This window comes from Shewanella sp. MM_2022_3 (assembly GCF_022557375.1).
Classification (GTDB): Bacteria; Pseudomonadota; Gammaproteobacteria; order Enterobacterales; family Shewanellaceae; genus Shewanella; species Shewanella xiamenensis.
Window position 1 is genome coordinate 1 of sequence record NZ_JAKZGV010000074.1, and the last position, 12,973, is coordinate 12,973.

Genomic DNA, 12,973 nt, shown 5'->3' on the forward strand with positions numbered 1-12,973 from the left:
TTTTTAGCGTGATCTAGTTCACGCTTTATCGGATGGGGAAATTGAGTGTGAGCAATGTCACTTTATGAAATATGAGTTAATCTGAAATTTAATAACGGTTAATAAAGCTGTTTACAGCAATGCAGCTGCACAACTCCATTTTGTTAACAACTATAGTCAGTCATTATCTATATTTTTTATGGTAGGTTGCTTGAGTTAAGCTTCGCATCATCTCATCGTACAAACTCAAAACAACTTACTGCCCCAGCCGAGCTTACTTCGCAACACATGGAAGTAATTATGGCCTTTAGGATGGATAAGCCTAAGTTGCTCAGAGCTGCGGCGCACGATGATCTCATCGCCGGGTAATACTGCTAAATGCACATGGCCATCACAGCTAACCTCAAGGTTTTCGCCATTTTCAGGGGAAACCACCATCTTAATGGTGCTGCAAGCATCGACCACGATAGGGCGGCATGACAAGGTGTGTGGAAACATCGGGACTAAAATTAATGCCTGTAAATTGGGGGTGAGAATCGCCCCACCTGCTGACAGTGCATAGGCGGTTGATCCCGTGGGAGTGGAAACTATCATGCCATCGGCGCGTTGGCTGTACATGAATTGATTGTCAATATAGACTTCAAATTCAATCATGTGAGCGATCTTACCTGGATGCAGCACCGCTTCATTCACCGCGGTATTACTGGCTTTTAGCTGTCCATGGCGATAGACCTCTGCCTCAAGTAAAAAACGGTGCTCGGTATCAAACTCACCATCGAGCACTTTAGCGAGCGCCTCTTCGAATGCATCCGGCGGTAAATCCGTTAAAAAGCCAAGGTTGCCACGGTTTACACCAATCACGCCCACATCGAAGCGCGCCAGTACTCTGGCGGCGCCGAGCATATTGCCATCACCGCCAACGACTATCGCTAAATCACAACGCTCGCCAATCTCTAATAAATCAACCGCCACAATTTGTGGGCCTAACTCAGTTGCTACCCGCTCTTCTACGAGGACTTCATAACCTTGCATCGTCAGCCAGTGGTGCAGACGTTTGAGGGTTTGATTTGTCCCTGGATGATGCGGCTTACCAATTAGGCCAATGGTGTGGAACTTTGTGGTCATATTTATGCTAGATCTGGCCTTAGGCCTTGAAACGTCAAAATTGATCCCCATAATATGCCCAGAGTATTTAGAAACAAAGCATTTTTAGCTGGAGTGAAAATGAGCAACGAGTCGATTAAAGCAGAACAGGATCTGATCCAAGAGGGTGTAGAGTCTGAAGTTTCTACCGAAGAAGCAAGTCTGATTGATGAGCTTACCCAAGCCAATTTCCGTATTGAAGAGCTGGAACAGTTACTCGCTGACGCTTTGGCGAAAGTTGATGAGCAAAAAGATTCAGTAATACGTGCAGCTGCCGAAGTGGATAACATTCGTCGTCGCGCTGCGATGGATGTAGAGAAAGCCAATAAGTTTGCTCTGGAAAAATTCGCCAACGAATTACTGCCAGTGATAGACAATATGGAGCGAGCGCTGCAAGGGACTAATCCGCAAGATGAAACCACTAAAGCTATCTATGAAGGTGTTGAGTTAACACAAAAGAGTTTGTTGACCGCTGTGGCGAAATTTGGTGTAAAACAAATCGATCCTCAAGGACAAGCCTTCAACCCTGATCAACATCAAGCGATTGGTATGCAACCAAGTGCTGAATTCCCAGCAAATACTGTGATGTTAGTGATGCAAAAAGGCTATGAACTGAATAGCCGTTTATTGCGCCCAGCCATGGTGATGGTGTCTCAAGGTGGCCCTAGCCAAGAGTCTGCTTCGATTGATATTGAAGCGTAAGCGGTAAAACGTTAAACCAATAAAAAGGACTGCAGATGCAGTCCTTTTTAGTTTAAAACTTTTATTGTAAGTTAATCAGTAGCTTATTTTGTCATAAACAGGGAGCAAGCTCCCTTGAGCTTAATTGGCAAGATAGGCATTAATCTGCGCTAACATGCCTTCGGCATCGAGTTGTAAGTCATGGATCACTTCTTCTGGTGATCCATGTTTAATAAACTCATCGGGCAAGCCAATTTGTAGTACAGGTTTAGGCATTTTAAGCTTTTGCAGAAGCTCTAGCACACCTGAGCCAGCGCCGCCCATAATGGCGTTTTCTTCCACTGTGACGAGCACATCGTGGGTTTGCGCCATCTCTTTGACTAAATCCACATCCAGCGGTTTCACAAAGCGCATATCGACCACTGTTGCATCTAAACTCTCTGCGGCAGTGAGTGCTGCGGCTAAGGTAGTCCCGAAGTTAAGCATCGCGATACGTTTGCCTAAACGCTTAATCACCCCTTTACCAATTGGCAGCGCCGTCATGGCTTCAACTTGAGTCGCACCTGTTGCACTACCTCTTGGATAGCGTACTGCGCTTGGGCCTGCATCATAGCAATACCCGGTATACAGCATCTGGCGACATTCATTTTCATCCGATGGCGCCATAATCACCATATTTGGAATACAGCGCATAAAGCTTAAATCAAACGCCCCTTGATGGGTTGGGCCGTCGGCACCGACAATACCTCCACGGTCAATCGCAAATAGTACGGGTAAACGCTGCAATGCGACGTCGTGGATAAGCTGATCATAGCCGCGTTGCAGGAAAGTCGAATAAATGGCGACCACAGGTTTATAGCCCTCACAGGCAAACCCTGCGCCTAAGGTCACCGCATGTTGCTCGGCAATGGCTGCATCAAAATATTGTTTTGGGAAGCGCTGCGAGAACTCCACCATACCCGACCCTTCACGCATGGCAGGGGTAATGCCTAAGACTTTTTCATCCTGCTCAGCGATATCACATAACCATTTGCCAAACACTTGGGAGAAGGTTGGTAGTCCCGGCTTAGTCGCTGGCTTCTTAAACTGTGATGGGTCAAATTTAGGGACGGCGTGCCAACCGATAGGATCTTTTTCTGCTGGCTCATAACCGCGACCTTTTTTGGTCATAATGTGTAGCACTTGTGGCCCCTTGAGATTGCGCATATTGCGCAGGGTTTCCACTAGGGCATCGACATCGTGGCCATCGATAGGGCCGATATAGTTAAAGCCTAATTCTTCAAACAGTGTGCCAGGAACCACCATGCCTTTGAGGTGTTCTTCGGTGCGCTTGGCCATTTCTTTGATAACAGGCATGCCCTTGAGTACTTTCTTGCTGCTTTCACGAATCGTGGTGTAGAAGCGGCCTGACATCAATTGGGCTAAGTGATTGTTGAGTGCGCCGACATTTTCTGAAATCGACATTTCATTATCGTTTAGCACCATCAGCATATCATTGTGCAAATCACCCGCGTGGTTCATTGCCTCGAACACCATGCCGCCTGTCATTGCACCATCGCCAATCACGGCAACCACTTTACGGCCTGCCTGTTCTTTTTCGGCGGCAACGGCCATGGCTAATGCGGCACTGATGGAGGTGCCTGAGTGGCCTACGCTAAAGGTGTCGTATTCACTTTCTTCCCGCCAAGGGAAGGGGTGTAAACCGTTCTTTTGCCTAATGGTGTGCATTCTATCGCGGCGACCAGTGAGGATTTTATGGGGATAGGCTTGGTGACCAACATCCCAAATCAAACGGTCAAACGGGGTGTTATAGACATAATGCAGGGCAACAGTCAGCTCGACAGTGCCAAGCCCAGAGGCAAAATGTCCGCTGGACATGCCAACGGACTTAAGAAGGAACTCCCGCAACTCATCGGCCAATTGGGGTAATAGGGCCTGTGGAAGCTGGCGGAGTTCATTAGGTGTGTTGGCCTGTGCCAACACCGGAAACTGAGAAATGTCCAAACTCATAGCGAGATACTTCGTCTCTTTTTATATTCTTCGCTCAATAATATAGCGGGCGAAGTCTGCAATTAACTGGCTATTGTATGGCAATTTAGCCAGCGCTGATAGTGCCTCTTGGATCAGTTGCGCGGCGGTATCTTTTGCGCCTTGCAGTCCAAGTAGTTGCGGAAAAGTACTCTTATTTGACTCGGCATCTGAGCCTTGAGGTTTGCCGAGTTCTTCCGTGGTGGCAATAATGTCCAGAATATCGTCTTGGACTTGGAAGGCAAGTCCTACGGCATGGGCAAATTCCATCATAGTCTGATATTGATCTTTTGGCGCGTTCGCGGCGATCAAGGCTAACTCAACGGCGCAGCTGATCAGCGCCCCTGTTTTCATATTATGCAGTTGAGTTAATGCTTTAAGGTCAATGTGCTTATCGGTGGAGGCTAAGTCGATGGCTTGACCGCCGCACATCCCCCGATAACCAGAGGCTTTTGCCAATGCTCTGACCATAGCGATATGTTGCTCGCTGGTAATCCCTGGCACGGCTTCAGTCACAATCTCAAAAGCTAAGGTTTGTAGTGCATCCCCAGCAAGAATTGCGGTGGCTTCATCGAAAGCGATATGCACTGTGGGTTGACCACGGCGAAGTGCATCATCATCCATAGCGGGTAAATCGTCATGGATTAACGAATAGGCGTGGATGCATTCAATCGCGGCGGCGCAGGCATCGAGTTTTTCAAGTGCTACGCCAAACATTTGCCCGACACTGTAAACCAAGAAGGGACGAATGCGTTTTCCCCCTAAAAGGGCGCCATGGGTCATCGCGGCTTTTAACTGAGGAGCTGTATCTTCGAGTGTACTAAAACGTTGTTTTAATTGGTTATCAACTCGTTGTTGATATTCTTTTATTGCATTGACTAACACGCTTATTCGCCCTCAACGGCATAGGGAGAGAGGGGCGCATTTTCATCCTGCTTGAGTAAAATGGCCACTTTTTGCTGAGCTTGTTCAAGTTTTGCCTGGCTGTTACGCACCAGATTGATGCCTCGTTCAAATTGTTTTAACGCATCATCGAGAGAGACATCGCCCTGCTCTAACTCAGCAACGATGCGCTCGAGTTCACCAAGGGATTCTTCAAAACTGAGATTTTCGGGTTTCTTTGCCACGTTAATAATTCCTTTGAAAGAGCGGACACAAGGTATATCAGGGCGGCTCAAGGGTCAAATTCAGTCGATGGATATTTGCTCGATAGCACGCTTTGTTGCTGAATTTTTTTCAGAAAATAGAAATTGCCGCTAAACTTGCTTAGAGCTTGTCCGATAAATGACAATAGTAGCATTATGCTTATAATCATCTTAAGACATCATAAAATAAGGCTTGGGTTAAGACCAAAGTGTTAACTGTTGACGGATGACATTTAGTGTTATTTTGCCAATAGAGTCAGTATCATGTCGTTTATACAGAATATTGAGGAGCCGTTGTGGATTTAGCTACAGTTATTGGACTAGTCGGGAGCTTTGGTTTTATCCTTTGGGCCATGGTAACCAGCGGCGGCATTGCAATTTTTATCGACATTCCTTCCGTCTTTATCGTGTTTGGTGGCTCCTTCTTTGTCGTGATGATGAAATTCAATTTAAAACAGTTTTTAGGTGCGGTAAAAATCGCAGTAAAAGCCTTTATGTTTAAAATTGATAAACCTGAAGATCTTATCGAACAATCAGTGACGATGGCTGATGCGGCGCGTAAAGGTGGATTTCTTGCTCTTGAAGAAGCACAAATTTCCAACAGTTTTATGCAAAAAGCCGTCGATATGTTAGTGGATGGTCATGACGGTGAGGTGGTGCGTGCCGCGCTTGAAAAAGATATCGCCCTCACCGAAGAGCGCCATCGCAACGGCATCGCCATTTTCCGGGCTTTTGGTGACGTAGGACCCGCGATGGGGATGATTGGTACCCTAGTGGGCTTGGTGGCGATGTTATCCAATATGTCGGACCCGAAATCGATTGGCCCTTCAATGGCGGTTGCGTTGTTAACTACTCTATATGGTGCGGTAGTGGCTAACATGGTGTGTATTCCTATCGCCGATAAATTAAGCCTTAGAATGGGTGAGGAAATGCTAAACCGTAACTTGATTATGGATGCGGTATTGGCGATTCAAGATGGCCAAAACCCTCGAGTAATTGAAGGCTTTTTGAAGAACTATCTTGCTGAAAAACAGCGGAAAATCGATACAACGGACGGAGAGTAGCCCATGGCTAAGTGCAACTGTCCACCGCCCGGAGCACCACTCTGGTTGGCAACATTTGCCGATTTGATGTCCCTCTTGATGTGTTTCTTCGTGTTGCTGCTGTCATTCTCTGAAATGGATGTGATGAAGTTTAAGCAGATTGCAGGTTCGATGAAGTATGCATTTGGGGTGCAAAACAAAGTCGAAGTCAAAGATATTCCTAAGGGGACGTCTGTGATTGCCCTCGAGTTCCGTCCTGGTCGTCCCGATCCCACGCCGATTGAGATCATCAACCAACAAACCAATGAAATGACCGAACCCACGTTGGATTTCCAAGCGGGGGAAGATGATAGTGCGGGTGGGGTACAACAACAGAACGGTTCGCAGCGAGGTGGTGAAGCAACGGCCACTGCTCAAGAAACCGCTGATGCGGTGAAGGCCGAGGCTGCGGCAGCTCAGGATAAGATCAATCAGCAAGTGAAAAAAATGGCGCAGGAGCTCAATAAAGAGATCACCGATGGGGCGATTGAAATTGAGTCACTTGGACAGCAAATTATTATTCGCATCCGTGAAAAAGGTTCATTTGCCTCAGGCTCTGGTTTCCTACAACCGCGATTTAAACCAGTGGTGCGCTCGGTCGGTGAGTTGCTCAAAGATGTGCCGGGAATTATCACCGTATCGGGTTACACCGACGATATGCAGATAAGTGATGAGCTCTATAGCTCAAACTGGGATCTCTCCAGTAAACGTGCTGTAGCTGTGGCTGATGTGTTATTGCAGGTCAAGGGTTTTGATCCTAAACGGATGAAAGTGGTTGGTATGGCCTCAAATAATCCAATTGTCCTAAATGATTCGCCTGAAAATCGCGCGCGAAATCGTCGAGTTGAGATTGCGATTGAACAAGGTAAAGCAAAAGAATCCGAAGAAATTCAAGTAGGTAAATAGCTTTTAATCCAAATCAGTTATTTGATAAAAACGCCGTGACTTGCTCACGGCTTTTTTATTTGGGCTTTTTTGACTATAAGTTCAACTGTGCGTAAGCGCACGCCACGAGCAGTCCTAGTGTGGAAACAGGTGCGCCAATCGCCGTGAGTTTGTTATAATCCGGCGATTATTCTTTTAACCAATTTTGCTGTTGCCAAAATTGCCCGCGGAAATCCCATGAAGTTTATTGTAAAGCTGTACCCAGAAATCATGATGAAGAGTAAGCCTGTGCGCATGCGCTTCACTAAAATGCTTGAAACCAACATCCGTAACGTGCTCAAAAAAGTTGATGAAGATGCTAAAGTGCAACGTCAATGGGACCGTATTTGGGTAAAGGTGCCAAATGATAAACCTGAATTAGCTCAGGCCTTTGGTGAGCGTTTAGCCTGTATCCCTGGGATCGCCCATGTAGTGCAAGTGGATGAATACAGCTTTACCTCTGTGGATGATATTTATCAGCAAGTGTTGCCCGTTTACCGTGACCAAATTGCCGGCAAAACCTTCTGTGTACGCGTCAAGCGCACTGGTAATCACGATTTTAACTCTATTGAAGTAGAGCGTTATGTCGGTGGTGGTTTAAACCAGTTTACCGATGCGATTGGCGTGCGCTTAAAGAACCCCGAAGTCACTGTTAACCTCGAAATCGAGGGCGATAAACTGTATATGGTGACTAAGCGTATCGAAGGCTTAGGCGGTTTCCCAATGGCAACGCAGGAAGATGTGTTGTCGTTAATTTCGGGCGGTTTTGACTCGGGCGTATCGAGTTATCAATTTATTAAGAAGGGCGCTCGTACCCATTACTGTTTCTTCAACCTAGGCGGCGCGCAGCACGAGATTGGCGTTAAGCAGGTTGCTTACCATTTGTGGAAAACCTATGGTGAATCCCACAAGGTGAAGTTTGTGTCCGTGCCGTTTGAGCCTGTGGTGGCCGAGATTTTAGAGAAAATCGACAACGGTCAAATGGGCGTGGTGCTCAAACGGATGATGATGCGCACCGCGGCACGTATTGCCGAGCGTATGGGCATTCAGGCGATTGTGACTGGTGAAAGCTTGGGTCAAGTGTCGAGCCAAACCTTAACCAACTTAAACGTGATTGATCGTTGCACCGATATGTTGATTTTGCGTCCGCTGATCACTATGGATAAGCAAGATATTATCAATGAATGCCGCCGTATCGGCACCGAAGATTTTGCTAAGTCTATGCCGGAATATTGCGGGGTGATTTCACAAAAGCCGACTGTTAAAGCGGTACTGGCTAAGGTGGAAGCGGAAGAGACGAAATTCTCTGAGGATTTGATTGACCGTATCATAGAGCAAGCCGTGGCTATTGATATCCGGGAGATAGCAGAACAAATGAATACCCGTATCACTGAAACTGAGACCGTTGTTGCTATCGACACCAATGAAGTGGTGATTGATATTCGCGCCCCAGAGGAAGAAGAGAATAAACCGCTGGAGATTGAAGGCGTGGAAATCAAGCGCATTCCTTTCTTCAAATTAGCGACTCAGTTTGCCGATCTCGATAAGCAAAAGACTTACCTGCTGTACTGTGAGCGCGGCGTGATGAGTAAATTACAGGCACTTTACCTGATTGAGCAAGGTTATCACAATGTTAAGGTTTACCGCCCTTAAGCGATAGCCAGCAAAGCGTATGCAAGGTCAAGCCTCAGGTTTGACCTTGATATGCAGCAATCTACGGGATTACGAATACAAAAAAGCCGCATTGGAATGCGGCTTTTATGTTATTGCGAAGCAGTGCAATTTACTCGGTTTTGACCACTTGCTGTGCTGGTAGCACCTCATCGGCAATCAATAAGGTGGGATCTTGCAGTGCTTCTTGGTGCATTTTTTCCATCGTTGCCGTCAGTTCGGCATTGATACTTGTTTGTAAATCACTGGTGTCGATAATAATTTCGGCATTGATAACATTAGCGTAGACATTGGCACTGAGTGCGCTGACTAACACTAACGCAAAAGCAGATTTTAAATTGAACATAGTCGCCTCCGGGCTGACAAAGTATTGCTGTCAGACATTCCCATCACCCGTTCGAGATTGTCCAACTCATGTGTTTCGTTGGCGCAAAATTTAATCAAAAACGCTGGCCTTTACAAACGATTAAATGTAACAATACGGATTAGAAAAACTAATTAAAAATTGAGATAGAGATCACTATGTCAAGACGCTTACCACCACTGAATGCGGTTAAAGCATTTGAGGCCGCCGCACGGCATTTGAGCTTTACTCGAGCGGCTGAAGAATTGTTTGTGACTCAGGCTGCGGTGAGTCATCAAATTAAAGCGCTGGAAGATTTTCTCGGATTAAAATTATTTCGCCGAAAAAATCGTTCACTGCTGCTAACCGAGGAAGGCCAGAGTTATTTTCTCGATATTAAGGACATCTTTATTCAATTGGCAGATGCGACCGATAGGCTGCTCGCACGTAGTGCTATTGGTTCGTTGACCGTGAGCATGTCGCCAAGCTTTGCGATTCAGTGGCTGGTGCCTCGTCTGTCCAAGTTTAGTGAAAAGAATCCTGATATTGACGTACGGATCAAGGCGGTGGACACAGAGGCCAGTTCCTTAACTGACGATGTTGATGTCGCGATCTATTATGGTTTAGGCAATTGGCCTGGGCTGCGGGCCGATAAACTTCGCAATGAAGTGCTTATTCCGGTGTGTTCGCCCATGCTGTTAAATGGCCCTAAGCCGCTGTCAAAGCCGGAAGATTTAAAACACCATACATTGCTACACGATATGAGTCGCCACGATTGGCAGGCGTGGTTTAGACAATGCGGTATTACCGATATCAATGTGAACCAAGGTCCAATTTTCAGTCATTCTTCCCTCGTCTTGCAGGCGGCGGCTCATGGTCAAGGTGTGGCGTTAGGTTATAGCGTGTTGGCTCGGCCCGATATTAAGGCGGGACGACTGGTATGCCCATTCCAAGAAGTGTTAGTGAGCAAAGATGCTTACTACCTCGTATGCCAACAGAATCATGCCGAGCTGGGTAAAGTGGTCGCGTTTCGTGAGTGGATGTTAGATATGTTTGCCGAGGAGTCACGCAGTGAGTTGTTGCCCGGATAATCCGTTGGTAAATGTTGCACTAAGTGCCCATGTGTTAGAAGGTGAACCCTCAGAGATCTTGATTTTATTTGCCCATGGCGCGGGAGCGAATCGAGACTCAGACTTTATGTGCCAAATGGCCGCAGGTCTTGTCGCCAAGGGCTTTCAAGTGATGCGTTTTAACTTTCCCTACATGCAGGCTAATGCCATGGATGGTAAAAAGCGACCGCCAGACAGGGCACCAAAGCTGCTTGCATGTTTTAGCGAGATGCTCGATGTGGCGCACGCTCAGCCTAAGGTTAAGCGGGTGGTCTTGATGGGCAAATCCATGGGCGGACGCATGGCGGCGTTACTGGCCTGTGATAGCGTACAAGCCAGCCGTATCGATAGGGTTATTTGTTTAGGTTATCCCTTTATTCCGCTTAAGGGCGGTGAGCCTAGGTTGGAACCCCTGAACGACTGCCAAGTGCCCGTGTTAGTGCTGCAAGGGGAGCGGGATAAGTTTGGCGGTAAGATGCAAATCCCTAGCTGGCCGCTTAAGCGCGATATCCAAATTGAATACTTAGCCGATGGGGATCATAGTTTTGTCCCAAGAAAGTCGTCAGGTACGACTGAAGCGGCTAACCTTGCACTGGCTGTTGATTTATCAGCAAAATTTATTGGCTAATGTTTCTTCTTGATATGACGTAAAGTGTTCAGAGTCTGGATTAACGGCTCGGGCGTCATCCGTTGTAAGGCCTATTGGTTTTTGGAGGTTAAAATGCGTAAAGGATTGTTGTTACTCGCCGCGGTAAGCGGATTTTTTGCGGTCGCGCTAGGTGCTTTTGGTGCCCACGGTTTAAAAGCCGTGGCGCCCCCAGAGTTGATTGAAGTGTTTAATCTTGGGGTGCAATACCACTTCTACCATACCTTTGCCTTGATTGTGGTTGCTTTTGCGGGGCAGTGGTTAACCTCACGTTTACTCGATTGGGCGGCGTATTTATTTATTGCGGGTATAGTGCTGTTTTCTGGCTCGCTCTACGGTTTGGCGCTGGTCGGCAGCAAATGGTTTGGCCCTATCACGCCGATGGGCGGCGGCTGTTTCCTCTTAGGTTGGTTATTGCTGGCCGCGGCCGTATGGCGCCATAAAGTGGTGGATGGTAACGAGTCATAATGCTTGTATGGCGCAGCCACTGCGCCGTGCGTCCACGCAGCCAATAGCACAAAAGCCCGATAGCAAATCGGGCTTTTGTGTATTGAAATTGCTATACTGGCGCCCAAATCGATAGTCGGCCATGTTTATGGCTTGGATTTCTTAAGGATCTCCATGAAAAACCTATTTTTATTTTGCCGTGCAGGCTATGAGAAAGAATGCGCAGCAGAAATCCAACAGCGAGCGGCTGAGCTCAATGTGGGTGGCTTTGTTAAGGCCAACAATAACGATGCCTATGTGGTATACCAATGTTTTGACGATGATGGCGGCGATACTTTGGCTAAGCAGCTGTCGTTAGATTCGCTGATCTTTGCTCGTCAGATGTTTGCCGCGAGTGAACTGCTAGCCGATTTGCCCGAGTCTGACCGTGTCAGCCCGATTGTGGCAGCGCTCAGTGAGGTGAGTAAAGCGGGCGAGCTGAGGGTTGAAACCCCTGATACCAATGAAGCAAAAGAGCTGTCGGCATTTTGCCGTAAGTTTACTGTGCCTTTGCGCCAGCATTTGAAAAAATCAGGCAGTTTACTGGCGCAGGAAAACCCTAAGCGTCCGATTATTCATGTGTGTTTTGTTGGCCCAGGACGCGCCTACGTTGGTTATTCCTTCAGCAACAACAGCTCACCCTATTTTATGGGGATCCCGCGCCTGAAAATGGCCGCCGATGCACCAAGTCGCTCAAGCCTGAAACTCGATGAAGCATTCGCGCAGTTTGTGCCTAAAGATGCGCAGGAAGAGCGGGTTCGCAGCGGCATGAATGCAGTGGACTTAGGCGCTTGCCCAGGTGGCTGGACCTATCAGTTAGTGCGTCGTGGCATGATGGTCTCCGCGGTCGATAATGGCCCAATGAACGAAAAACTGATGGAAACCGGACAAGTGAAACATTTCCGTGAGGATGGTTTCCGCTTCGAGCCACAGCGTAAAAACATTTATTGGTTAGTGTGTGACATGGTTGAAAAACCCGCGCGCGTGGCTGAGCTGATTGAAGCTTGGGCCATCAATGGCTGGTTTAAAGAAGCAATTTTCAACCTCAAGCTGCCGATGAAGAGCCGTTATAAAGAAGTGATGGCGATTTTGAATACCATGCAGGAAATCCTCAAAGAAAACGGCATCAACGAATTCCAGTTGCAGTGTAAGCATTTATACCATGACCGCGATGAGGTGACGGTTCACTTATGGCTTAAGCCTAGCCAGCCTTGGAACTAATCTACGGTTTTTTACCGTTCTGTTAGTGAGTGAAGCCTCAAGTCATGTTTGGGGCTTTTTATTTGGCTGTTCTGCTAGGGCGTGTTGACGTTTCGAGATTAGATTTTGTTCGTTCTGGCAAGCACGTGCTCGCGAAACGAGGAATGATGTGTAGTTATTCTACTCAAATGACGAGCGGCTCTTATGACCGAAAGTAAGAGCAAGGGCTTGCCAGACGAACCCTTCGGGCAGCATTTGGCTGACGTTTCTGCTGCGTTATCGTCCGTTTATGTAGAATAACTACACTGCACGGACTTTGCCTTGCATAAACGCCAGCCAAATTGCTGCAAAAATAGCCCTGAAACGTCAACACGCCCTAAATGGCAGCCATAAAAAACGCACCCTAGGGCTGTCTCTTGATCACAAGTCTTCGTGATTGAGAGACATGGCCAATTCGTAACCCTCAAGGATGGTTTGTAACCTAAACCATCCTTCCCACAATACCTCTACACAAGCCCGGCCTGTCCGCTTGGTAT

At 47.3% G+C, this 12,973-nt stretch carries 13 protein-coding genes; 8 read left to right on the plus strand and 5 right to left on the minus strand.

The genetic code is table 11. The features are described 5' to 3' along the window. Nucleotides 1-225: 225 nt before the first annotated feature. Nucleotides 226-1,104: an NAD(+) kinase gene (gene nadK, locus MMG82_RS20435; protein WP_086023973.1), complete on the minus strand. Its 879-nt coding sequence runs from the start codon at nt 1,102-1,104 to the stop codon at nt 226-228. Between the two features lie 99 nt (nt 1,105-1,203). Between nadK and grpE the strand changes: the two genes are divergently transcribed. Next, entirely contained in the window at nt 1,204-1,824 is a 621-nt protein-coding gene (gene grpE, locus MMG82_RS20440) for a nucleotide exchange factor GrpE (RefSeq protein WP_037416074.1), read from the plus strand. A gap of 120 nt (nt 1,825-1,944) precedes the next feature. On the opposite strand, the gene dxs is transcribed toward grpE, so the two are convergent. Genes dxs through xseB form a run of 3 tightly spaced genes read right to left on the minus strand, consistent with a single transcriptional unit; the run spans nt 1,945 to nt 4,958 of the window. Continuing rightward, entirely contained in the window at nt 1,945-3,813 is a 1,869-nt protein-coding gene (dxs, locus tag MMG82_RS20445; protein WP_055647999.1) for a 1-deoxy-D-xylulose-5-phosphate synthase, read from the minus strand. A gap of 21 nt (nt 3,814-3,834) precedes the next feature. Next, nucleotides 3,835-4,716: a (2E,6E)-farnesyl diphosphate synthase gene (gene ispA, locus MMG82_RS20450; protein ID WP_037425840.1), complete on the minus strand. Its 882-nt coding sequence runs from the start codon at nt 4,714-4,716 to the stop codon at nt 3,835-3,837. Between the two features lie 2 nt (nt 4,717-4,718). Further along, nucleotides 4,719-4,958, minus strand: coding sequence for an exodeoxyribonuclease VII small subunit (xseB, locus tag MMG82_RS20455; protein WP_011623480.1), 240 nt, complete (start codon nt 4,956-4,958; stop codon nt 4,719-4,721). A 314-nt stretch (nt 4,959-5,272) separates the two neighbouring features. Between xseB and pomA the strand changes: the two genes are divergently transcribed. The 3 genes from pomA (at nt 5,273) to thiI (ending at nt 8,635) form a co-directional block, all read left to right on the plus strand. Then, nucleotides 5,273-6,040: a flagellar motor protein PomA gene (gene pomA / locus MMG82_RS20460; protein ID WP_047535853.1), complete on the plus strand. Its 768-nt coding sequence runs from the start codon at nt 5,273-5,275 to the stop codon at nt 6,038-6,040. Between the two features lie 3 nt (nt 6,041-6,043). Then, nucleotides 6,044-6,964 (plus strand): flagellar motor protein MotB, encoded by a 921-nt coding sequence (locus tag MMG82_RS20465; RefSeq protein WP_037425837.1) that lies wholly within the window; start codon nt 6,044-6,046, stop codon nt 6,962-6,964. Nucleotides 6,965-7,180: 216 nt separating this feature from the next. After that, nucleotides 7,181-8,635 carry a tRNA uracil 4-sulfurtransferase ThiI gene (gene thiI, locus MMG82_RS20470; RefSeq protein ID WP_055647997.1) on the plus strand — a complete coding sequence of 485 codons (1,455 nt, stop codon included), beginning with the start codon at nt 7,181-7,183 and terminating at the stop codon, nt 8,633-8,635. A 130-nt stretch (nt 8,636-8,765) separates the two neighbouring features. Here thiI and MMG82_RS20475 read toward each other — a convergent pair whose 3' ends face one another. Then, nucleotides 8,766-8,999: a hypothetical protein gene (locus MMG82_RS20475; protein ID WP_037416521.1), complete on the minus strand. Its 234-nt coding sequence runs from the start codon at nt 8,997-8,999 to the stop codon at nt 8,766-8,768. A 176-nt stretch (nt 9,000-9,175) separates the two neighbouring features. Here MMG82_RS20475 and MMG82_RS20480 point away from each other — a divergent pair, with 176 nt between their 5' ends. From MMG82_RS20480 to rlmM, 4 genes are all read left to right on the plus strand, one after another. Then, the gene (locus MMG82_RS20480) at nt 9,176-10,087 is read left to right on the plus strand and encodes a transcriptional regulator GcvA (RefSeq protein WP_037416523.1); all 912 of its coding nucleotides are present in this window, start codon (nt 9,176-9,178) and stop codon (nt 10,085-10,087) included. Further along, nucleotides 10,068-10,733, plus strand: coding sequence for an alpha/beta fold hydrolase (locus MMG82_RS20485; protein WP_241407342.1), 666 nt, complete (start codon nt 10,068-10,070; stop codon nt 10,731-10,733). Before MMG82_RS20480 ends, MMG82_RS20485 begins: the two co-directional genes overlap by 20 nt. Before the next feature lie 93 nt (nt 10,734-10,826). Next, nucleotides 10,827-11,219 carry a DUF423 domain-containing protein gene (locus MMG82_RS20490; RefSeq protein ID WP_037416529.1) on the plus strand — a complete coding sequence of 131 codons (393 nt, stop codon included), beginning with the start codon at nt 10,827-10,829 and terminating at the stop codon, nt 11,217-11,219. A gap of 153 nt (nt 11,220-11,372) precedes the next feature. Next, nucleotides 11,373-12,458 (plus strand): 23S rRNA (cytidine(2498)-2'-O)-methyltransferase RlmM, encoded by a 1,086-nt coding sequence (gene rlmM / locus MMG82_RS20495; protein ID WP_047535846.1) that lies wholly within the window; start codon nt 11,373-11,375, stop codon nt 12,456-12,458. Nucleotides 12,459-12,973: the final 515 nt, after the last annotated feature.